Source organism: Methylobacterium planeticum (assembly GCF_008806345.1).
Taxonomy (GTDB): Bacteria; Pseudomonadota; Alphaproteobacteria; order Rhizobiales; family Beijerinckiaceae; genus Methylobacterium; species Methylobacterium planeticum.
In genome coordinates, this window is the sequence record NZ_VZZJ01000005.1 from 117,720 (window position 1) to 138,486 (window position 20,767).

At 73.0% G+C, this 20,767-nt stretch carries 19 protein-coding genes; 14 read left to right on the top strand and 5 right to left on the bottom strand.

Annotated elements, in window-relative coordinates:
* From F6X51_RS07910 to F6X51_RS07920, 3 genes are all read right to left on the bottom strand, one after another.
* Entirely contained in the window at positions 1–1,242 is a 1,242-nt protein-coding gene (locus tag F6X51_RS07910) for a YeeE/YedE thiosulfate transporter family protein (RefSeq protein WP_246696681.1), read from the bottom strand.
* Complete coding sequence (locus tag F6X51_RS07915; protein ID WP_150962691.1) at positions 1,239–2,216, bottom strand: sulfurtransferase; 978 nt, start codon at positions 2,214–2,216, stop codon at positions 1,239–1,241. The genes F6X51_RS07910 and F6X51_RS07915 overlap by 4 nt, the downstream gene beginning before the upstream one ends.
* A 679-nt stretch (positions 2,217–2,895) precedes the next feature.
* The gene (locus F6X51_RS07920; RefSeq protein ID WP_150962692.1) at positions 2,896–3,687 is read right to left on the bottom strand and encodes a L,D-transpeptidase; all 792 of its coding nucleotides are present in this window, start codon (positions 3,685–3,687) and stop codon (positions 2,896–2,898) included.
* 381 nt (positions 3,688–4,068) lie between these two features.
* Between F6X51_RS07920 and F6X51_RS07925 the strand changes: the two genes are divergently transcribed.
* The 7 genes from F6X51_RS07925 (at position 4,069) to F6X51_RS07955 (ending at position 11,881) form a co-directional block, all read left to right on the top strand.
* Positions 4,069–5,028, top strand: coding sequence for a TAXI family TRAP transporter solute-binding subunit (locus F6X51_RS07925; protein ID WP_246696682.1), 960 nt, complete (start codon positions 4,069–4,071; stop codon positions 5,026–5,028).
* A 223-nt stretch (positions 5,029–5,251) separates the two neighbouring features.
* Complete coding sequence (locus tag F6X51_RS07930) at positions 5,252–6,574, top strand: MFS transporter (RefSeq protein ID WP_150962693.1); 1,323 nt, start codon at positions 5,252–5,254, stop codon at positions 6,572–6,574.
* 86 nt (positions 6,575–6,660) lie between these two features.
* Complete coding sequence (locus tag F6X51_RS07935) at positions 6,661–7,551, top strand: LysR substrate-binding domain-containing protein (protein WP_150962694.1); 891 nt, start codon at positions 6,661–6,663, stop codon at positions 7,549–7,551.
* A 123-nt stretch (positions 7,552–7,674) separates the two neighbouring features.
* A complete protein-coding gene (gene gudD, locus F6X51_RS07940) occupies positions 7,675–9,036 on the top strand; it encodes a glucarate dehydratase (RefSeq protein ID WP_150962695.1) in 1,362 nt (453 codons plus the stop codon).
* Between the two features lie 28 nt (positions 9,037–9,064).
* Complete coding sequence (locus F6X51_RS07945; protein WP_150962696.1) at positions 9,065–9,835, top strand: HpcH/HpaI aldolase family protein; 771 nt, start codon at positions 9,065–9,067, stop codon at positions 9,833–9,835.
* A gap of 73 nt (positions 9,836–9,908) precedes the next feature.
* Entirely contained in the window at positions 9,909–10,799 is an 891-nt protein-coding gene (gene glxR, locus F6X51_RS07950) for a 2-hydroxy-3-oxopropionate reductase (protein WP_150962697.1), read from the top strand.
* Between the two features lie 593 nt (positions 10,800–11,392).
* Complete coding sequence (locus F6X51_RS07955) at positions 11,393–11,881, top strand: hypothetical protein (RefSeq protein WP_150962698.1); 489 nt, start codon at positions 11,393–11,395, stop codon at positions 11,879–11,881.
* 37 nt (positions 11,882–11,918) lie between these two features.
* On the opposite strand, the gene F6X51_RS07960 is transcribed toward F6X51_RS07955, so the two are convergent.
* Positions 11,919–12,830, bottom strand: coding sequence for a LysR family transcriptional regulator (locus tag F6X51_RS07960; protein WP_150962699.1), 912 nt, complete (start codon positions 12,828–12,830; stop codon positions 11,919–11,921).
* 168 nt (positions 12,831–12,998) lie between these two features.
* Between F6X51_RS07960 and F6X51_RS07965 the strand changes: the two genes are divergently transcribed.
* From F6X51_RS07965 to F6X51_RS07980, 4 genes are all read left to right on the top strand, one after another.
* The gene (locus F6X51_RS07965) at positions 12,999–13,952 is read left to right on the top strand and encodes an ABC transporter substrate-binding protein (RefSeq protein WP_150962700.1); all 954 of its coding nucleotides are present in this window, start codon (positions 12,999–13,001) and stop codon (positions 13,950–13,952) included.
* Positions 13,949–14,824, top strand: a complete 876-nt coding sequence (locus F6X51_RS07970; protein WP_150962701.1) for an ABC transporter permease — start codon at positions 13,949–13,951, stop codon at positions 14,822–14,824. The genes F6X51_RS07965 and F6X51_RS07970 overlap by 4 nt, the downstream gene beginning before the upstream one ends.
* A 78-nt stretch (positions 14,825–14,902) precedes the next feature.
* Positions 14,903–15,682 carry an ABC transporter ATP-binding protein gene (locus F6X51_RS07975; protein WP_150962702.1) on the top strand — a complete coding sequence of 260 codons (780 nt, stop codon included), beginning with the start codon at positions 14,903–14,905 and terminating at the stop codon, positions 15,680–15,682.
* Complete coding sequence (locus tag F6X51_RS07980; RefSeq protein WP_150962703.1) at positions 15,683–16,519, top strand: alpha/beta hydrolase; 837 nt, start codon at positions 15,683–15,685, stop codon at positions 16,517–16,519.
* A gap of 55 nt (positions 16,520–16,574) precedes the next feature.
* Here the strand turns inward: F6X51_RS07980 and F6X51_RS07985 are convergent, their stop codons facing one another.
* Positions 16,575–16,820 carry a hypothetical protein gene (locus F6X51_RS07985; protein ID WP_150962704.1) on the bottom strand — a complete coding sequence of 82 codons (246 nt, stop codon included), beginning with the start codon at positions 16,818–16,820 and terminating at the stop codon, positions 16,575–16,577.
* Positions 16,821–17,145: 325 nt separating this feature from the next.
* Between F6X51_RS07985 and F6X51_RS07990 the strand changes: the two genes are divergently transcribed.
* The 3 genes from F6X51_RS07990 to F6X51_RS08000 all read left to right on the top strand — a co-directional run bounded on the left by F6X51_RS07990 (position 17,146) and on the right by F6X51_RS08000 (position 20,587).
* On the top strand, positions 17,146–18,078 hold the full coding sequence (locus tag F6X51_RS07990; protein ID WP_150962705.1) for an AEC family transporter: 933 nt from the start codon (positions 17,146–17,148) through the stop codon (positions 18,076–18,078).
* Positions 18,079–18,224: 146 nt separating this feature from the next.
* The gene (locus F6X51_RS07995; RefSeq protein WP_150962706.1) at positions 18,225–19,913 is read left to right on the top strand and encodes a HAMP domain-containing methyl-accepting chemotaxis protein; all 1,689 of its coding nucleotides are present in this window, start codon (positions 18,225–18,227) and stop codon (positions 19,911–19,913) included.
* Between the two features lie 431 nt (positions 19,914–20,344).
* Positions 20,345–20,587 carry a hypothetical protein gene (locus tag F6X51_RS08000; RefSeq protein ID WP_150962707.1) on the top strand — a complete coding sequence of 81 codons (243 nt, stop codon included), beginning with the start codon at positions 20,345–20,347 and terminating at the stop codon, positions 20,585–20,587.
* The last annotated feature ends 180 nt before the right edge of the window (positions 20,588–20,767 follow it).

Here is a 20,767-nt window from a genome sequence, read left to right on the forward strand (position 1 = left end):
TCACGCCAGCAGCCCGGCGCGCCGCCCGAGCCACAGGGTGCAGGCCGCGCCCGCGAACATCGCGATGCCGAAGACCCAGCCCGAGAGGGCGCCCGCCATGATGCCGGAGAGCAGCGTGCCCACGCTGCAGCCGAGACCCGTCATCGCGCCCCATCCGAGGAGGACGCCGCCGAGGAGGCCGCGGGCCGCATGGGTCAGGCGCGGCCGGGCGGGCCGGAACTGGCCGGCCGCGAGAGCGGCCGCGAAGGAGGCGAGCACGAGGCCGGCGACGAATACCCCGTTCGGGGTGAGCACGGCGTCGCGTAGGGCGGTGGCGCAGCCCCGGAAGGCGTCGAGCCCTTCGAGGCGGGCGGGTAGCAGCCCTGCGGCGCCCGCCGCCTGCCGGGCCCGCCCGCCGATCTCCGCGGTGACGCCGAGGGGGCCGGTCCGCAGGTAGGCGAAGGTGCCGATCGCCCCGACCGCGATGCCCCCGAGCCAGACCGGCCAGCGTCCGGCGAAGACCGCGCGCAGGGGATCGTTCGCGCCGCGCGGCTCCAGCGGCCCCGGCCGCGGCAATCGCTTCAGGAGTGGCCAGGCGAGGGCGGCGAGCACGGCGAGCCCGAGGACGAGGCTCCCCGCATAGCCGAGGTGGCGCGGCAGCCAGATGACCGGCGCCTCGGAGACGCTGGCGAGATAGAGCGGGTTCCACGTCGCGAAGCCGAGGACGAAGCCCATAGCGGTCCCGAGAAGCGCGAAGGGTGCGATCGGCGCGCCCTCGCCGAGGCGGTAGAGGTGCGCGCTGATGCAGGAACCGGACACCGCCATGCCGGCTCCGAACACCGCGCCTGCCAGGACGAGGACGGGACCGACCGGACCGATATGCGCGTCCGGCGGCAGGCGCGCGCCGGACGGATCCGGCATCCAGGCGCCGAGGACGATGGCGTATCCGGCGAGTCCCGCCGCCAGGGCCGCCAGGATGCCGAGCAACCCGCGCGGATCGCCGTCCACGAGGAGGTCCCGCCACTGACAGTAGAAGCAGAACCGGCTGCGCTGCAGCACGAAGCCGAACAGCGCGCCGAAGGTGAGGGACGGGGCGAGCCGCGCGCCGCCGGGCTGCCCCGAGAGCCACCAGGCTGTGCCGGCGAGCCCGAGGGCGATGACGAGCGGTAATCCCCAGTGCTGCGTTGCCGTCCGCCAGGCAGGGGTGGCAGGCGCCCAGGCGTGCGGGAGCGGCGCGCCATCCCCCGCCACCCGGTCCGTCACTTTCCGCCCCAGACCGTCCCGGCGAGGTTGACCACCGGCACGCCGACCGCGTTGCCGTACTCGGTCCAGGAGCCGTCGTAGTTGCGGGCCGGGTAGCCGAGGACGCGGCTCAGCACGAACCAGGAATGGCTCGAGCGCTCGCCGATGCGGCAGGAGGTGATGATCGGCTTCGAGCCGTCGATCCCGGCCGCGGCGTAGAGTGCCTTCAGCTCCGCGACGGGCTTGAGCGTGCCGTCCGGATTCACGGCCTTGGCCCAGGGCACGTTGACGGAGCCTGGGATGTGGCCCGCCCGGATCGCGAGTTCTTGCACGCCGGCCGGCGCGATGATCTTGCCGCTGAACTCGTCGGGTGAGCGGATGTCGAGGATCTGCTCGTCGCGCTCCTTGCGGGCGACCGCGAGAACGTCGGAGAAGCGAGCCCTCAGGGCGGGGGAGGGCGTTGCCGCGCTGAAGTTCGAGGCGGCCACCTCGGGGGCCCGCGTATCGAGCGGCCGCTTCTCCGCCTCCCACTTCTTGCGGCCGCCATCGAGCAGCTTCACGTTCTCGACGAGACCGTACTGGGCGAATACCCAGGCTCCCCAGGCCGCGAACCAGTTGTTGTTGTCGCCGTAGAGCACCACGGTGGTGTCCCGGTCGATCCCGAGCCGCCGCACGAGGGCCGCGAACTTGTCGGGTCCCGCGATATCGCGGCTCACCGTCTCGACGAGATCGGTGTGCCAGACGATGTTCTGCGCACCTGGGATATGGCCGCGCTCGAAGACACCGGGCTCGACGCTGACTTCGACGACCCGGAGTTTGCCAGCGTCGAGAGTCTTCTCCAGCCACTCGGTCGAGATCAGGGGGCTGTTGCTCGGATCGCTCCGAACGGTCCCGGCCTTATCCTGCTTGGCCGTCGGCTCCTGGGCGACGGAGCCAGGCACGGGCAGGAGCGCGATGACGAGGATCGCAAGCGCGCAGGTGGACAATTTCAGCATGGGGCGAACTCCAGAAACCATCGACGACGATTCGAGCGGGCGAACAGGCATGGCACCTGCGCGCATCGGGGATGTTTTTGATGATCAAATAGACAAAAGCAATTATACAAACAATACTCTGAACATATACAGAATGTTGTTATGCGAAGGCCATTTGATGCGAGCGCAATCGAGTTTATTTTCTTGCGATATTGAAATTAGTCAAGAAAATAGAATTTCTTTGTAGACCGCGGAAATATAATATTCGCCCATAGGACATCTTCACATCGCGAAGGACTATCTTCGCTTCCGATCCGTGCGGCGTGGATGGCGCAGGCTCGCCATCACGGCAATCGTCGTCTCGCCCGTGCCTGCGAATGGTTCCAGGGCGAACCGGTCGGTCGCACGCGCTGATCCACATCCTCCGAGACGGCCGGCGCGGACCGAGAGCACGGAGAGGTCCTCGTCGCAGGCGGCGTGGCAATGCGGCGGCGCGCCCTTGTAGACGCGGAAGGCGGCGCTCCCGGTCGGTCAGGTCGGGGTCGACGAGGCGCGTCGCGGCGGTCTCGGGCGGCTCCGCCGCGAGGGCCGCGAGGTCGAAGCGCGCGGCCTCGGCCGATCCGGTCGCCGGGATGCGGGCTCGCTCGTCGTCGCCTCTCCGTCAGGGGCGTCCTTCGCGGCCGGGCTCGACCGCCGCTCCTCACAGGCGCCGGCGCGGCGTCGCCTCCGAGGCCTCGGCCACGTCGCGTTCCGCCATCGCGGGCTCGACATGGTCGTCGGCATCGAGGACGACGACCTCCGTGTCGGTCGGCACGCGGCCGTAGAGGTCGATCACGTCCTGGTTGAACATCCGGATGCAGCCGGAGGACACGTTGGTGCCGATCGTTGCCGGCTCCGTCGTGCCGTGGATGCGGTAGAGGGTGTCGCGGTTCCCCTCGAAAAGATAGAGGGCGCGGGGCCCGAGCGGGTTGGCGAGGCCCCCCGCCATGCCGCCGCGCCAGGGGGCGTTGCGCTCCGGCTCGCGGGCGATCATGTCGGAGGTCGGCGTCCAGCGCGGCCACTCGGCCTTGCGCCCGACCCGGGCCTTGCCGCTCCAGGCGAGCCCCGCCTTGCCGACGCCGACGCCGTAGCGCAGGGCCCGGCCGTTCTCGCGCACCAGGTAGAGGACCTTGTTGCCCGGATCGACCACCAGCGTCCCCGGCGCATCGTTGCGCGGATAGGCGACCTCCTGCCGGAAGTAGCGCGGGTCGACGCCCGCGATGTCGGTGGCGGGCAACGCGAAGCGCTCGTCCGGCCGTGCCCCGTACATCGCCGTGAAGGCGGCGTTCGGGGCCGCCCTGGCGACCTCGCCGCGCGGCTCGACCGCGACGCAGCCGCCGGCGAGGCCCGCGAGCAGGATCGGCAGGATCAGGATCCGCAGCGGACCGGCCCACGACCGCGTTGCGGAGCGGCCGTCCGCGCGGGCCTGCGAAGTCGAGGGTGTGACGGTCATGGCGCTCAGGTCTCGGCGATATGCGCAAGCGTTGGCAGGGATCAGGTGTTGGCAGGGATCAGGTGTTGGCAGGAACGCGGCCGGAACGGGGTGAGCCCGCGCACATGCCCCGCGCACATGCCCCGCGCACATGCGCCGCACATCTGCGCCGCACCGGGCCGTCGCGGGCGAGACGGGAAGCGCGTCGCTGTGATGGCGATCCGCAGGATTTCGAAGAGGCCATGCGCCCTCCCGACCGCGAGATCGACCCGACGGCGGCCCCGAGCTGCCGGAGATGCGGCAAGGCCGGCCTCGGGCTCCGGGCCGCCCCTGGACGCGATCCCGTCCGGCGCCGATAGTCCCGAGCCGGTGACCGGAGCCGGTGACCGAAAGGGATTCCCGATGATGCTGAGGCGCCGCCTCCTCGCCCTCGCGCTGATCCTCGCGGCGGCCCCTCTGCGGGCGGAGCCGCCCGAGCCGGCGCTGCGCGTGGTGCTGGGGACGGCGACGCCCGGCGGCGGCTTTCCGGCCTACGGCGCGGCGCTCGCGGCGGCCGTGCGGGAGGTCGATCCGGGGCTCACGATCGAGCTCCGCGCGACCAAGGGCTCGACCGAGAACCTGACGCTGCTGAAGGCGGGCAGCCTCGATCTCGCCCTGGTGCAGGGGGAATACGCCTACGAGGCCCTCGCGGCGCAGGGCCCCGAGTCCGGGCGGCTCACGGTGGTCTCCCCCGTCGACGCCACGCCCGGCCTCTTCGTGGTCCCGGCCGCGAGCCCGATCCGCGATGTCGAGGGCCTGCGCGGGAAGGCGGTCGCCCTCGGCACGCACAGCTCCGGCCTCACCGTGATGGGGCGGACCGTGCTGCAGGGCTCCGGCCTCGATCCCGAGCGCGACGTCCGGACGATCCTCCTCGACCGGGCCGGCGACGGCCCCGCCATGGTCCTCGACGGGCGGGCGGACGCCCTCTGGGGCGGGAGCGTCGGCTGGCCGGGCTTCCGGACCCTCGCCACGGCCCCCGGCGGCGCCCGCTTCTTCGGGCCCGCCCCCGGGGCCATCCCGGGGATCCTGGCCCTGCGGCCCTCCCTGCGGCGCCTGACCGTGCCGGCCGGTGCGTTCCCGACGCAGGCGGAGGCGATCGAGACGGTCGGATCCTGGAGCTTCGTCGTGGCGCGGGCCGGCCTCGACGACGCCGCGGTCACGCGCCTCGTCCGGGCGGTGGACCGGGGGAAGGCGGCGCTGGCGCGGCAATATCAGCAGGGCTCCGAGAGCGACCCGCGCAACCTCGCGGGCGCCGTCCCGGCCGCCTGGCTCCACCCCGCGACCGCCGCCTACCTGCACGGGATCGGCGCCGCGCCGCCGTGAGGCGACGGCGGCCCCCCGCCGCCCCAGGCCGCGGAGGCGGCCTACCCCGCCCATCGATGCGCGTTCGGCATCGATCCATCCAGGCTTTGAGTTGGACCGGGAGGCCGGCCCGATCCTAGGCTGATCCTCGCAAATGGTCGCCGGCGGCTCTCCGCGAGCCCGAGAGAACGACCGATGTCCGCCACGGCAAAGGCCGGGGGGTCGATCAGCAGGGAGAACGCCCATGAGCGCCGGTCTGGCCATGACCGCCGTGAGGAGGAGCCGCGTGCGCCTCCTCATCGTCACGATGCTGTTCATCGCGACCACCATCAACTACGCGGACCGCGCCACGCTCTCGATCGCCGGGCCTTCGATGGCGAAGGACCTCGGCCTCGACGCCGTCGCGATGGGCTACGTCTTCTCGGCCTTCGCCTGGTCCTACGTCCTCGCCCAGCTCCCCGGCGGCTGGCTGCTCGACCGCTACGGCGCCAAGTGGGTCTATGCCGGGGCGATCTTCCTGTGGTCCGCCTTCACGCTGCTGCAGGGGGCGGTCGGGTTCTTCACGGGCTTCGCGGCGGTCGCGGTGCTGTTCGGGCTGCGCCTCTGCGTCGGCCTCGCCGAGGCGCCCGTCTTCCCGGCGAATGCCCGCATCACGGCGGCCTGGTTCCCCACGAGCGAGCGCGGCACCGCCTCGGCCTTCTTCAACGCGTCCCAATACTTCGCCACCGTGCTGTTCACCCCGCTGATGGGCTTCGTCGTGCACCATTACGGCTGGCACCACGTCTTCACCCTGATGGGCACGATCGGCATCGCCTTCGCGCTGCTCTGGACCCAGGTCGTCGCCGGGCCGAAGGAGCATCCGGGCGTCAACCAGGCCGAGCGCGACTACATCGAGGCGGGCGGCGCTCTGCTCGACATGGACGGCGGCGGCACGCGGACGGGGGCGCAGACCGGCCGGGCGATCGCCCAGCTGCTGCGCAACCGCATGCTGCTCGGGATCTATATCGGCCAGTACTGCATCACGACGCTGACCTACTTCTTCCTGACCTGGTTCCCGGTCTATCTCGTCAAGGAGCGGGGCCTGTCGATCCTGCAGGCCGGGTTCGCGGCCGTGCTGCCCGCCCTCTGCGGCTTCGCCGGCGGCCTCCTCGGCGGCTGGATCTCGGACCTGCTCCTGAAGCGCGGCCACTCGCTCACCGCCGCCCGCAAGATCCCGATCGTCGGCGGCATGCTCCTGTCGATGTGCATCATCGGCTGCAACTACGTGCAGGCGGATGCCGTCGTGGTCGGCCTGATGGCGCTGGCCTTCTTCGGCAAGGGCATCGGGGCGCTGGGCTGGGCGGTCGTGTCCGACACCTCGCCCCGCGAGACCGGCGGCCTCTCGGGCGGCCTGTTCAACACCTTCGGCAACACCGCCGGCATCACCACTCCGATCGTGATCGGCTACATCGTCCAGCAGACCGGCTCGTTCAACGGCGCCCTCGTCTTCGTCGGGCTGAACGCGCTGGTGGCGGTGTTCTGCTACCTCGTCATCGTCGGCGAGATCCGGCGGGTGACGTTGCACTGAGGCGCGAGCCATCGTCTGATCCGGCGACCATCCTCGCGCGGCCGCGGCTCGTCCCCGCGGCCGCGCCGCGCCCCGCGTGATGCGCCATGCTCGATTTCAGCCAGCTCCGCTGCTTCGTCGCCGTGGCGGAGGAGCTCCATTTCGGGCGCGCGGCGGCCCGCCTGAACATGACGCAGCCGCCGCTCTCGCGGCAGATCCAGGTGCTGGAGCGCGTCCTCGACGTGCAGCTCCTCGAGCGCACCAGCCGCTCGGTGCGGCTGACGGCGGCGGGCCGCAGCTTCCTGCCCGAGGCCCAGCACATCCTGCGGCTGGCCGAGACCGCGACCCACGTGACCCGGCAGGTGGCGGCCGGCCGCTCGGGCGTGCTCAAGCTCGGCTTCACCGCGGCCTCCGCCTACGATTTCCTGCCCCGCCTCGTCACCGCCTGCCGGACGGCGCTCCCCGACGTGACCCTGTCCCTGCGCGAGATGGTCACCAAGGACCAGGTCGAGGGCCTGCTCTCGGGCCAGATCGATGCCGGGCTGATCCGGCCGCCCGTGAGCCATCCGGAGCTCGACGCCACGCGCGCGCTGGCCGAGCCGCTCATCGCCGCGCTGCCGGCCGGGGATCCCCTGGCGGCGCGGGGCAGCGTCAGCCTCGGCGACTTTTCGGGCGCGCCCTTCATCGCCTACGCGCCGCACGAGGCGCATTACTTCCACGACCTCGTCGTCGGCCTCTTCGCCGAAGCCGGGGTGCAGCCGAGCGTGCGCCAGCAGCTGACGCAGATCCACTCGATCCTGGCGCTGGTCCGGGCCGGGCTCGGGCTCGCCCTGGTGCCGGCGGCGGCCGAGCGCCTGCGCTTCGAGGGCGTCGCCTTCCGGCCCCTCGACCTGCCCGAGCCGCGGCCGGCCGAGCTCTACCTGACCTGGCGGCGCGACCACGACAACCCGGTCCTGGGCGGCCTGCTCCGGGTCCTGGGGACGATGGATGGCCCCTGACCGACCGATGCGATCCGCGCATCGATCGATCCAGCCTTTGGCTTGGACCGACATGGAACCGGAGGGCTAGAACGGAGGCAAGGCGGCACGCCAGAGGCCGCATCCGCCACCGGGAGAACGCCCATGCCGACCCAGACCCTCCGCCCCGCGTCGCGCGGCCTGTCGGCCACGCCCACGATCACCGCCATGAAGGTCGTGCCGGTCGCCGGCCGCGACAGCATGCTGCTCAACCTCAGCGGCGCGCACGGCCCCTTCTTCACCCGCAACCTCGTGGTCCTGACCGACTCGACCGGCGCCACCGGCCTCGGCGAGGTTCCGGGCGGCGAGCGCATCCGCCAGACCCTGGAGGATGCCCGCGACCTCGTCCTCGGCAAGCCGCTCGGCGCCTGGAACGCGGTTCTCAACGCCATGCGCACCCGCTTCGCCGACCGCGACGCGGGCGGGCGCGGCCTCCAGACCTTCGACCTGCGGATCAGCATCCACGCGGTGACGGCGGTGGAATCCGCCTTCCTCGACCTCCTCGGGCAGTTCCTCGACCTGCCGGTGGCCGCGCTCCTCGGCGAGGGCCAGCAGCGCGACGCGGTCGAGATGCTGGGCTACCTGTTCTACGTCGGCGACCGCCGCCGCACGGACCTGCCCTACCGCGCCCCGGAGGCCCGCGACGGCTGGTTCCGCCTGCGCGACGAGGAGGCCCTGACGCCGGACGCCGTGGTGCGCCTCGCCGAGGCGGCCCGCGAGACCTACGGCTTCAACGACTTCAAGCTCAAGGGCGGCGTGCTGTCGGGGGAGGACGAGATCGCCGCCGTCACGGCGATCCACGCGCGCTTCCCGCAGGCCCGCGTCACCCTCGATCCGAACGGGGCGTGGTCCCTCGACGAGGCGATCCGGCTGTGCAGGGGGCGGGGCGACGTGCTCGCCTACGCGGAGGACCCGTGCGGGGCCGAGGACGGCTTCTCGGGCCGCGAGATCATGGCCGAGTTCCGGCGCGCCACCGGCCTGCCCACCGCCACGAACATGATCGCCACGGATTGGCGCCAGATGAACCACGCGATCCAGCTCGGCGCGGTCGACATCCCGCTGGCCGACCCGCATTTCTGGACGCTGGCCGGCTCCGTGCGGGTGGCCCAGCTCTGCCGCGACCACGGCCTGACCTGGGGCTCGCACTCGAACAACCATTTCGACGTGTCGCTGGCGATGTTCACCCACGTGGCGGCGGCCGCCCCGGGCCGCGTCACCGCCATCGACACCCACTGGATCTGGCAGGACGGCCAGCGCCTCACCCGCGAGCCCCTGCGCATCCGCGGCGGCCTCGTGGCGGTGCCGGAGCGGCCGGGCCTCGGCATCGAGATCGACTGGCCCGAGGTCGAGGCGGCGCACGCCCTCTACCGGCGCCACGGCCTCGGCGCCCGGGACGACGCGCAGGCGATGCAGGCGCTGATCCCCGGCTGGACCTTCGACAACAAGCGCCCCTGCCTGGTGCGCTGATCCGCATCCTGGTCTCTGGAGAACCCCGATGGACATCCTGAAGAACCGCTTCAAGGCGGCGCTCGCCGAGAACCGCCAGCAGGTCGGCCTCTGGTGCAGCCTCGCCAGCCCGATCTCCACCGAGATCGTGGCGGGCTCCGGCTTCGACTGGCTGCTCCTCGACATGGAGCACTCGGCCAACGACCTGCGCGACATCTACGGGCAGCTCCAGGCCATGGGCGAGGGCAGCGCCCACGCCATGGTGCGGGTGCCGAGCGACGAGCCGATCACCATCAAGCGCATCCTCGACACCGGCGCGCAGTCCCTGATGATCCCCAACATCGACGATGCCGACCAGGCCCGCCGCGCGGTCGCGGCCACCCGCTACGCGCCGCGCGGCGTGCGCGGCTTCTCGCAGGCGCCCCGCGCCGCCCGGTTCGGGCGCATCCCGGACTACCACGCGCGCTGCGAGGCGGAGATCTTCGTGGCGGTCCAGATCGAGTCCCGCCGGGCGCTGGACAATCTCGAGGCGATCGCGGGCGTCGAGGGCGTCGACGGCGTCTTCATCGGGCCCGGCGACCTCTCGACGAGCCTCGGCTATCTCGGCCAGCAGAACCACCCCGAGGTGGTGCGGGTGGTCGAGGACACGATCCGGCGCATCCGCCTCACGGGCAAGGCCGCCGGCATCCTGACCGCCAACGAGGAGCTGGCCCAGCGCTACGTCGCGGCCGGGACCCGCTTCACGGCGATCGGCTCCGACATGGGCCTGCTCGCGCGCAGCTCCGAAGCCCTCGCGGCCCGGTTCAGGGCCGGTGCCTGATCCCGCAACCCCGATTCCACAAGCCCGATTCCACAAGCCCGATTCCGCACAGGACCGAGACGGAGCGACACGGATGAAGATCGGATTCATCGGCCTCGGCATCATGGGGCAGCCCATGGCGCTGAACCTCATCAGGGCCGGCCACAGCCTCTTCCTGAAATCCGGCTCGAAGCCGGTCCCGGCCGCGCTGGCCGAGGCCGGAGGACGGCCCTGCGACAGCGCCGCCGCCGTCGCCGAGCAGGCGGACATCGTCATCCTGATGGTGCCCGACACGCCCCAGGTCGAGGCGGTGCTGTTCGGGGCGGGCGGCGTCGCCGAGGGGCTCAGCCCCGGCAAGATCGTGGTCGACATGAGCTCGATCTCGCCCATCGCCACCAAGGACTTCGCCCGCCGCGTCAACGATCTCGGCTGCGACTACCTCGACGCCCCGGTCTCGGGGGGCGAGGTCGGCGCCAAGGCCGGCTCGCTGACCATCATGGTGGGCGGACCGGAGGCGGCCTTCACGCGGGCCAGGCCCCTGTTCGAGGCGATGGGACGGAACATCACCTTGGTGGGCCGCAACGGCGACGGCCAGACCACCAAGGTCGCCAACCAGATCATCGTGGCGCTCACCATCGGGGCGGTGGCCGAGGCCCTGGTCTTCGCCGCCAAGGCCGGCGCGGACCCGGCGCGGGTGCGCCAGGCCCTGATGGGGGGCTTTGCCGCCTCGCGCGTCCTCGAGGTCCACGGCGAGCGCATGGTGACGCGCAGCTTCGATCCCGGCTTCCGGATCGCGCTGCACCAGAAGGACCTGAACCTCGCCCTCCAGGGCGCGCGGGCGCTCGGCGTCTGCCTGCCGAACACCGCCACCGCCCAGGAGCTGTTCAACACCTGCGCGGCCCAGGGCGGGCAGGATTGGGACCACTCCGCCATGGTGCGGGCGCTGGAGCTGATGGCCAACCACCCGGTCGCGGGCGCGGCCTAGGCCGGGTTTCCCCCGCGGCGCGACCCTGGCGCCGCGGGGGCTGCCGGCGGACGACGCGCCGAGACGCGAAGTCCCGCCCCGATCCGCACGGGAATACGCAGCGTCGAGACGAATAAGCTCGCGTGCTCTGGGATGATACTGAAGAGATCGGTGTCGAAGCCGCGCCGCGCGCCGGGATGGGCGCGCGCGTCCCCGGCCACCGCGCGGGCCGCCCGCGGCGCGGGTGACGAGATGTTCACGAAATCTTGCGATGCGGATGAAAGCGGGCGCGATACCGCTCCTCTATTCTCCAAACGCGGCGCCGAGGGCGGCAACATTGTGGCGGCCGGCCCCCGGCTACGCATAGCCCTAGATGACGTGAGTAGATTTCTCGGACCGCTTGCCTGGACAACCACGCCCGGAACCGCCATTCTTGTGCTCGCCGCGCGCGTTGGCGCGGCTCGCACAGCAGCCAGATATTCAGGACCAACATGAAGCGCAGTCGCGTTCAGCGGCCGTTTACCGTTGAGATCAAGTCGCGCGGTCGTCAAACGGGTTCAGTTCAAGATCAGCCGCCGTCTCCGTCACCCTCGCCGTCGAGCCTCTGGGCCGGATTGAACCTCCAGGGCGACGGGACGGACCGTTTCGGGGATTCCGCCACCATCGAGGCGCCGCGCGTCGCGGAGGCCCGCGTCGAGGCTCCCCGCATCCTGGCGTCCCGGTCTCCGGAGCCGCCCGCCCCGGCCGAGAAGCGCCGGGTCCTGCCGAGCCTGCTGGTGCCCGAGCCGGTCGAGGCCGAGCCGGAGCTGCCCCCCGAGCCGCGCCTGCCCCGCGTGCGCCGCGCCGCCGTGAAGACCCAGCCGGTGGACGCCCAGCGCGCGAAACGCCTGCCCGAGCCGGTGCGCGCGGAGATCACGGGGCGGGCCGCCGCCGAGGCGCAGGCCGTCCTGCAGGCCGCGGCCCTGGTCCAGCCCGCGCCGGGCGGCGCCGAGCCGGCGAGCGCCGAGGCGGCCCTCGCCCGGTCGCGCCGGGAGCGCCGCGGCCTGCCCGGGCTGCGGGCCGGCGAGCGCTGGAAGCGGCGCCTGCCCCGCTCCTGCTGGTAGGGCACGGCACGGCGGTCGTCACCAGGGCAGGGGGCGCTCAGTCCGCGGCTGCGGCCGCGTTGCGCCGGTGCAGGCTCGCGGCGAGCTGGTCCGCGAACTTGGCGGCCGCGACCGAGAGCATGCGGCCGCGCAGCTGCGCCAGCACCAGCGTCATCGGGGCGAGGTCCCGCCCGTCGATCGGCCGGCTGCACAGGCGGGGATCGTCCGGGATGCCGCTCGGCACCTGCAGGCTGACCACGTCCTCGCGCAGGACGAGGTTGCGCAGGAGCTCGAGGGAGCTCGACTCGACCACCGGCCCCGCGGTGATCCCCCGCCGGGCCAGGGCCTGCTCCAGATGGTGCCGGATCGCGAGGGAGCGGTCGGGCAGCGCCAGGGTGTGGGCGAGGCAGTCGCGCAGGCGCACCGGCCCCTCCGGCCCCGCCAGCGGGTGCCCGGCCCGCATCAGGGCGCAGACGGGCTGGTGGCAGGAATACAGGACGTGCAGCTCCGCCGAGGGCGGCGGCTGCAGCACCAGGGCGATGTCGGCCTCGAAGGTGGTGAGCGCCGCCACCGCCTGGATGTGGTCGCGCACCTGCACCAGGAAGCCGACCTGCGGGTGGCGGGCCCGGTAGGCCTCGACCTCCTCCGGCACGATCCGGGTGACGAAGGCCTGGCTGCAGGCGAGGGCGACGAGGCCGCGGCGCACCCCGGAAAGGTCGGCGATCTGCGAGCGCACCCGCTCGAGGTCGGCGATCTGGTCGCGGATGTGCCGGACCAGCAATTCCCCCGCGGCGTTGAGGCGCATGCCCTGCGCCAGCCGTTCGAAGATCGGCGTGCCGAGCTCGTACTCGATGTCCTGGATCTGCCGCGTCAGGGCCGAGGGCGTGATGTTCAGCCGCTCGGCGGCGCGGCGGATCGAGCCGCTGCGGGCGATCTCCGCCACGTAGCCGAGGGTGCGCAGATGCTTCACGGCCCGGATTGCCCCAACGGATCGACGCGCCGCGCGGGCGGCGACGGACCGGCGCAAGGTGCCTGCCCGTTGCCGAAACCGCAACGGGTCCTTCGAAAATCAGCACTCGTTTGCAACAGCCCGGGCGGCTAGCCTCCGGGACTTCGAGGTCCGATCCGGAGTCCGCCCATGATCCGCCGCCGCACCCTCCTGGCCGGGCTCGGAGCCGGCCTCGCCGCCCCGCTCGTCGGCCGCGCGGCCTCCGCCGAGACCGCCCCGACGCTGATCCGGATGGGCTCGCTCAAGCTGATCCACTCGATCGCGCCGCATTTCTACGAGCGCTTCACCCCGGCCGGGGTGAAGGTCGAGGTCGTCCCCTTCGAGAGCCCGACCGAGTGCAAGAACGCGGTCGTGACGAAATCCGTCGATTTCGGCACCTTCGGGATCGCGGCCGCGACCCTCGGGGCGGCGGCGGGCGAGCCCCTCGTGGTCATCGCCTCCACCTGCAACCGCGGCATGGCGATCATCTCCCGGAAGGATTCCGAGATCCGGGCGATCAAGGACCTCAAGGGCAGGCGCGTGGCGATCTGGCCCGGCAGCACCCAGGAGGTCTTCGCCCTGGAGCGCATGCGCATGGAGGGGTTGAGCGTCCGGGACATCGTGCCCGTGCGCATCTCCTTCTCGGAGATGCACATCGCGCTCGCCCGCGGCGACATCGACGCCTATGTGGGCGCCGAGCCGGCGCCGGGGGTCAGCCTGTCCTCGGGGGTGGGCCAGCTCGTCGAGTATCCCTACGGCACCGAGATGGGGGCGCTCAACATGGTGTTCGGGGCCCACCGGGATACCCTGGCGGAGCGGCCCGACCTCGTGCGCACCATGCTGGAGATCCACCGCAAGGCCTCGGACTTCGCCGGCAAGGACCAGGAGGCGATGATCGCCATGGCGGTGTCGAAGCTCGGCCAGAAGCGCGAGGCCCTCGAGCGCTCCGCCCCGAACGTCGAGCTGAAGTGGAAGCTCGGGCCGGACGAGGTGAAGCAGGCCCACGCCTATGCCGAGCACATGCTGGCCCTGAAGCAGATCAAGCGCCTGCCCGGGCCCGGCTTCATCGACACCCGCTTCGTCGACGCGATGAGGGACGCGTGAGCACCGGGGCGGAGGCGGGCGCGCTCCCGCTCGCGGCCGGGTCCCTGCCGGCGGGCGCGGCCGCGCCGCCGGCGCGCCGGGCCGGCCCGGGCCTCGCGCGCCTGCGCGCCGCGGGGCTCGCCCTCCTGATCCCGGCGGGCCTCGGCCTCGTCTGGCACCTCGCCACCGTGGGGCGGCCCTACAGCCTGATCCCGCCCCCCGCCGAGGTCTGGACGGAGCTGCGCGACCTCGCCTTCGGGGGCATCAACGACGACGCCTTCAGCGGCACGCTCTGGGCGCATCTCGCCGCCTCGCTCGCGCGGGTCTACGGCGGCTTCGCCCTCGCGGCCGCCGCGGCGCTGCCCCTCGGGCTCCTGATCGGGCGGGTGCCGGTGGTCCGGGCGCTCCTCGACCCGACGCTGCAGATCCTGCGGCCGATCCCCGTCACCGCCTGGCTGCCGCTGGCCATGATCCTGTTCGGGCTCGGACCCCGCTCGGCCTATTTCCTGGTCTTCCTCGGCGCCTTCTACCCGATCCTCGTCAACACGGTCTTCGGGGTGCGCTCGGTCGAGCCGCGCCTGTTCGAGGCCGCCGCGATGCTCGGCTGCACCGGGACGGCGCAGTTCGCCCGCGTGGTCCTGCCCGCGGCCCTGCCGTCGATCTTCACGGGGCTGCGCCTCGGCCTCGGTTTCGCCTGGGTGGTGATCGTCGTCGGCGAGATGACCGGGGTGCAGACCGGGCTCGGGGCGATCATCATGGAGGCCCGCCAGCTCTCCCGCACCGAGATCGTGATCTGCGGCATGGCGGTGATCGGGGTGGCGGGCTTCGTCTCCGACTGGATCGTGATGCGGATCGGCCGGAGCCTCCTCGCCTGGAGCCCGTCCCACGGATGAGCGGCAAGCCGAGGAGCGGGGCGCCGCGGGGCGGGAAGCCGAGGAGCGGGAGACCGATGAGCAGGAAGGACGCCCCCCATGGCTGACCCCACGGTCCCGATCCTCGACATCCGCAACGTCGCGAAGACCTTCGTGTCGAACGGGCGCAGCATCGAGGCGCTGCGGGGGGCCAACCTCACGGTCGCGCGCGGCGAGTTCATCTGCCTGCTCGGCGCGTCCGGCTGCGGGAAGTCGACGCTCCTGCGCATCGTGGCGGGGTTCGAGGCCGCGACCGGCGGCGAGGCGCTGATGTGGGGCAAGCCGATCCCGGGGCCGGGCCCGAGCCGCGGCATGGTCTTCCAGGATTACGGCCTCTTCCCCTGGCTGAGCGTACGGGACAATATCGGCTTCGGGCCGAGATCCCGCGGCCGCCCCGCTCCGGAGATCCGCGACACCGTGGACCGCTACATCGATCTCGTGGGCCTCCAGCGCTTCGCCGACGCCCACCCGCACCAGCTCTCGGGCGGCATGAAGCAGCGCGTCGCCATCGCGCGCGTCCTCGCCAACGACGCCGAGGTCGTCCTGATGGACGAGCCCTTCGGGGCGCTCGACGCCATGACCCGCGAGCGGCTGCAGGACGAGCTCCTCGACCTGTGGCGCCGCACCGGCCTCACCGTGCTGTTCGTCACCCACGCCATCGAGGAGGCGATCTTCCTCGCCGACCGGGTCGTCATGATGTCGCCGGGCCCGGGCCGGATCGAGGCGGTGCACGCGATCGACCTGGCCCGGCGGCGCGACGTGTCGAGCCCGGCCTTCAACGACGTCCGGCGGATGCTCTCGGCCCAGCTCCACAGCCACCACGCCCCGAAGGCAGCCTGAATGGACACCGCTCCGGACGCCCCCGAGACCGGGGCCGCCGACTGGCGCAGCCTCGACCGCGCGGCGCTGAGCCGCGCCTACGACAATTCCGGCGCGGTCCCGGGCAGCGCCGAGACCGTGGCGGCCTGGCGCGCGCAGAGCGCGGCGTTCCGGGAGGCCCGGCTCGACGCGGAGCGGGCCTACGGGCCGGGCCCGCGCCAGCGCCTCGACCTCTACCGCTGCGGCGCCCCGAGCGCCCCGCTCCTCGCCTTCATCCACGGGGGCTACTGGCAGCGCAACGCCAAGGAGGGCTTCTCCTGCATGGCGGCGGGCCCCCTCGCCCTCGGACTCGACGTGGCGATGATCGGCTACACCCTCGCGCCCGAGGCGAGCCTGAGCGAGATCGCGGCGGAGATCCGCGCGGCCCTGCGCCTGCTGCGCTCGGAATCGCGCGGGCGCCGCCTCGTGGTCTCGGGCTGGTCGGCGGGCGGGCACCTCGCCGCGCTGGCCGCGGACGCGGCCGATGCGGGGCTGGCGATCAGCGGGATCTTCGAGCTCGCGCCGATCGCCCGCACCGGCCTCGACGACGCCCTGCGCCTCAGCGCGGAGGAGATCGCCGCCCTCTCGCCGATCCGCCACCTCGCCCCGGGCGGGCCGCCGGTCTCGGTGGTGTACGGCGCCGAGGAGCTGCCCGAGCTGCGCCGCCAATCGACCGCCTATCACGCCGCCCGCGTCGCGGCGGGCCTCGCGGGGCCGCTCCTGGCGGTTCCGGGCGCCCAGCACTTCTCGGTCCTCGACGGCCTGATGCGGCCGGACGGCGGCATCGCCCGGGAGGCCGCGCGCCTCGCCGCCCTCTAGGGCTCTAGCCACGCGCGGGCGGCGCGCCGGGGACCCGGCGCCGGCGGGGCCGGCCTCAGCCGTTCAGGGGCACGAAGAAGCAGATCAGGCGCCCCGCGTGGTGGCAGAGATGGTAGCGCGCGTCCTGGCTCGGGCGGGCCTCCGCGGTCGGGATGAAGTAGCCGTGGGTCCGGTAGCCGCCCTTGACCTGCTCCACATCCTCGACGGGCGCGCAATCCTCGTCGGAGCAGCAGACGAGGGGATACCAGGAATGGGCGAACTGGAGGATCGACAGGGCCGCAGCGAGCGGAAAGCCGTGCATGGTCACCTCGCAACCGGGTTTCGTCCGACCGGTTCCATCCAACCCGGAACCGCGGGCCGCCCGCCCGGGATCCGGACCCGGCGGAGGCCGGGATCGCGCCCCCGCCGGGCCCGGGGCCGCGATGCAAGGACGCGGCCGGGCCGGGCCGCGTGCGAGGCGGGGTGATGCCGGCCCGGCATGGATGCGTCCTGCCCTCGGCATTGGCGCCGGCGGGGCGGGGCGCTAGGACCGCCGGAGCCGCCTGCGGACATCCCGGCCGCGGGGTTCCGGGGCTCCCGCCATCCCGGGCCCGTGCCCGGCGGCTCCCTCACGCGGTGTCGGCCCCATGCTCTCGACCCTGATGGTCGTGCTCCCGATCTTCGCCCTGATCCTGGCCGGGTGGCTGGTGCGGCGGATCGGCCTGCTCAGCGCCCACGCGACCACCGAGCTGAACCGCTTCGTGGTCTACCTCGCCCTGCCGGCCCTGCTCTTCGACGTGATGGCCCACACCCGCTGGGACGAGATCTGGCAGCCGGGCTTCATCGCGGTCTTCGGCCTCAGCAGCCTCGCGGTGTTCGGCCTGACCGTGCTGATCCGCCGTCGCCGCCTGCCCCTCGCGGACGCGGCCATCGACGGCCTCAATGCCGGCTACCCCAATACCGGGTTCATGGGCTTTCCCCTGGCCCTCGTGGCGCTCGGCCGCGACGCCCTGGCGCCCACCACGATCGCGGCCATCATGACGGTCTGCGTCGTGTTCGCGGCGGCCATCGTGCTGATCGAGATCGGCCTGCAGGGGCGGGCCCGGGGCGGCACCCTCGTGCGCAAGGTCGCGGGCTCGCTGGTGCGCAACCCGCTCCTCGTGGCGCCCGCCCTGGGGGCGCTGGTCCCGGCCGCGGGCCTCGCCGTGCCGCTCCCGGCCGAGACCTTCCTGAAGCTCCTCGGCGGGGCGGCCTCGCCCTGCGCCCTCGTGGGCCTCGGGCTGTTCCTGGCGCAGGGGCGGGCGAGGCCGGAGGGGGACCGGAGCGCGGCGGCCCTCCTGGTCGGCCTCAAGCTCGCGGTGCACCCGGTCCTCGCCTGGCTGCTCGCGCGCTTCGTCTTCGACCTGCCGCCGCTCCTCCTCCACGACGCGGTGCTGATGGCGGCGCTGCCCACCGGGACCGGGCCGTTCATGCTGGCCGAGCATTACCGCCGGGAGGCGGCGGTCACGGCCCGCGTGGTCCTGGTCTCGACGATCCTCTCGGTCCTCACGGTCTCGGGCTACCTCGCGGCGATCCGCTGAGGCGCGGCGGCCCCGAAAAAAGGCGGCGGCCCGGAGCGGTCGCGTGATGGAATAAAAAATTCAACTTCAGGATGCGCTAACCATTATGGCGGAGCATCCGGCGCGGTCGACCCGCACGTGGCGGGCGGCGGCTCTCGGATTTCCCCATGCGCATCTCCATCAAGACGGCCCTCACCGCGCTGTTCGCGCTCCTCGCCCTCGTGGTGGCGGGGCAGGGCGCCCTCACCCTGGCCAAGCTCGCGGCGATCCGGCAGGGCGTCACCTCCGTGGCGACGAACTGGCTGCCCTCGGTCGCGACCATCAACGAGATCAGCTCCGCGGTCGACAAGGCGCGCCTGCGCCAGTACCGGCTCGCCACGACCTCGCCGCGCGACCCGAAGCTGCAGGACACCTATCGCCAGCAATATCTCGAGGCCCTCGAGAGCGTCGCGGGCGCCCGCAAGCGCTACGAGCCGCTGATCTCCTCCCCGGAGGAGCGGGCGCTCTACGACCGCTTCGTGGCGGCCTGGAGCCGGTTCGAGCGGGACGGCCTGACCCTGATCGAGCTCGTGGATGCCGGCCAGCAGGCGCAGGCCCTGGCGGAGCTGACGAAGCCCGAGGCCGTGACCTTCTTCACCGGCCTCTCGAAGATCCTGGCCGAGGACGTGGCCCTGAACCGCGAGGGCGCGCAGCGGGACGCCGACGCGGGCGTGGCGAATGCCGACGCGGCCTCCTCGGCCACCGCCGTCGCGGTCGGCCTCGCGCTCGCGGTCGCCCTCGGGGCGATGCTGTTCGGCCTGTTCCGGATCTCGCGGCCGATCACCGGGATGACCCGGGCGATGGGGCGGCTGGCGGAGGGCGACGCCGGCGTGGCGGTGCCGGGCACCGGCCGGCGCGACGAGATCGGCGCCATGGCGGCGGCCGTGCAGGTGTTCAAGGACAACCTCGTGCGCGCCCGCGCGCTCGAGGCCGAGACCGCGCTGGCGCGGGCGGGGGCCGAAGTCCAGCGCAAGGCCGCGATGCGCGAGATGGCGGACGGCTTCGAGGCGGCGGTGAGCGGCATCGTCGGCTCCGTCGCCTCCGCGGCGACCGAGCTGCAGGCGACGGCCCAGACCATGACGGCGACCGCCACCGAGACCGCGAGCCAATCCACCACCGTGGCGGCGGCCGCCGAGGAGGCCGCCTCCAACGTGAACACGGTGGCGGCCGCGGCCGAGGAGCTCGGCTCGTCGGTGGCCGAGATCGGGCGTCAGGTCGACGGCTCGGCGGGCCTCGCGCAGGTCGCCGTGACCGAGGCCGGCCAGACCGCCGCCCTGGTCCAGGACCTGAGCCACGCCGCCGCCAAGATCGGCGACGTGGTCGCCATCATCTCCACCATCGCCGGGCAGACGAACCTGCTGGCGCTCAACGCCACCATCGAGGCGGCGCGGGCCGGCGAGGCGGGGCGCGGCTTCGCGGTCGTCGCCGCCGAGGTCAAGGAGCTCGCCAACCAGACGGCGCGGGCCACCGACGAGATCACGAGCCAGATCAGCCGGATCCAGGGCTCGACGGGCCAGGCCGTCACGGCGATCGGCGGCATCGCGGCGCGCATCCAGGAGATCAGCAGCGTCGCCACGATGATCGCGGCGGGCGTCGAGGAGCAGGGGGCGGCGACCCAGGAGATCGTGCGCAACGTCTCCCAGGCGGCGGCCGGCACCGGCGAGGTCACGGCCAACATCGCGGGGGTGGCCTCGGCCGCCGAGGAGACCGGGGCCGCGGCGAGCCAGGTGCTGATTTCGGCCTCCGAGCTGTCGCGCCAGTCCGAGCATCTCGGCGCCGAGGTCGCCCGCTTCCTCGCCACCGTGCGGGCGGCCTAAGGAGGCCGCGGGCGGCCTGAGGGGCCGCGGGCAGACCGGGCGGACACGGAATCCTGTTTTGCCGAAGCGGCCCTGTCCGGGGCGGGGCCCGGGCGCCAGCTTCCCGGAGGCCCGGGTTTCCCCGACCCGGGCGGGGCTCCGCCGGCGATCCTGACCCGTCTTCCGGCGGGGCTGCGACGTCCTCGGGCGACCTCGACCCCGCGGCCTCAGGGCTCGCGGGGTGTTTCCTGCGCGCCCGGCCCTTCGGCCCCGGGCCGGTGCCCCGGGTACGCGACCGCACGGGAGGAGGGCCGTCCCAGCGCGATCGGCGCCGGGCGGGCCCGATTCCGCCGCATCCGCGCGCCTGCCGAAACTTTGTGCAGAGGCTTGGCCGCAACGACGGGCGGGGCCCCGCATTGGCCCCCCAACGTCACTCTTCGCGAGGCCAAGGCATGCTCGTCGGATACATCCCCATCGCGCTCCTCGGCGCCGCCGGCACGACCGCCCTGATGTGGTCGCACGGCGCGGTCGAGGCCCTGCTCGCCGCCCCCCTCGGCGGCAGCCTCGCGACCCTCGCGGTCGCGGCGGGCGGGTACCTGTCGGGGGTGTTCGAGGCGCGCGGCAGCGCCCGGACGCGCGACCGCGGCGTGCACGCCCGTTTCCTGCCGACCTGGACGGCCGTCGCGCACCATTGAGGCCGGCGCCAGGTCCCGGGCGCGCGACGAGGCCGTGCGCCTCACCCCGCCACTTCGGCCAGCCAGCTCGGCCGGTCGAGCGCGGCGACCGGGATGCCTCGATCGCGCGGCCCTGACCCGGCACATCGGGGTCCGAGCCCCGAGACAGCGCACCGGGACGCCCCCCGCGACGACCACCCC

Coding starts and splice junctions, on each gene's coding strand:
- F6X51_RS07990 (WP_150962705.1), top strand. CDS start 17,146: ATGCTCTCGACCCTGATGGTCGTGCTCCCGATCTTCGCCCTGATCCTG.
- F6X51_RS07965 (WP_150962700.1), top strand. CDS start 12,999: ATGATCCGCCGCCGCACCCTCCTGGCCGGGCTCGGAGCCGGCCTCGCC.
- glxR (WP_150962697.1), top strand. CDS start 9,909: ATGAAGATCGGATTCATCGGCCTCGGCATCATGGGGCAGCCCATGGCG.
- F6X51_RS07915 (WP_150962691.1), bottom strand. CDS start 2,216: ATGCTGAAATTGTCCACCTGCGCGCTTGCGATCCTCGTCATCGCGCTC.
- F6X51_RS07920 (WP_150962692.1), bottom strand. CDS start 3,687: ATGACCGTCACACCCTCGACTTCGCAGGCCCGCGCGGACGGCCGCTCC.
- F6X51_RS07925 (WP_246696682.1), top strand. CDS start 4,069: ATGATGCTGAGGCGCCGCCTCCTCGCCCTCGCGCTGATCCTCGCGGCG.
- F6X51_RS07980 (WP_150962703.1), top strand. CDS start 15,683: ATGGACACCGCTCCGGACGCCCCCGAGACCGGGGCCGCCGACTGGCGC.
- F6X51_RS08000 (WP_150962707.1), top strand. CDS start 20,345: ATGCTCGTCGGATACATCCCCATCGCGCTCCTCGGCGCCGCCGGCACG.
- gudD (WP_150962695.1), top strand. CDS start 7,675: ATGCCGACCCAGACCCTCCGCCCCGCGTCGCGCGGCCTGTCGGCCACG.
- F6X51_RS07945 (WP_150962696.1), top strand. CDS start 9,065: ATGGACATCCTGAAGAACCGCTTCAAGGCGGCGCTCGCCGAGAACCGC.
- F6X51_RS07975 (WP_150962702.1), top strand. CDS start 14,903: ATGGCTGACCCCACGGTCCCGATCCTCGACATCCGCAACGTCGCGAAG.
- F6X51_RS07930 (WP_150962693.1), top strand. CDS start 5,252: ATGAGCGCCGGTCTGGCCATGACCGCCGTGAGGAGGAGCCGCGTGCGC.
- F6X51_RS07985 (WP_150962704.1), bottom strand. CDS start 16,820: ATGCACGGCTTTCCGCTCGCTGCGGCCCTGTCGATCCTCCAGTTCGCC.
- F6X51_RS07995 (WP_150962706.1), top strand. CDS start 18,225: ATGCGCATCTCCATCAAGACGGCCCTCACCGCGCTGTTCGCGCTCCTC.
- F6X51_RS07935 (WP_150962694.1), top strand. CDS start 6,661: ATGCTCGATTTCAGCCAGCTCCGCTGCTTCGTCGCCGTGGCGGAGGAG.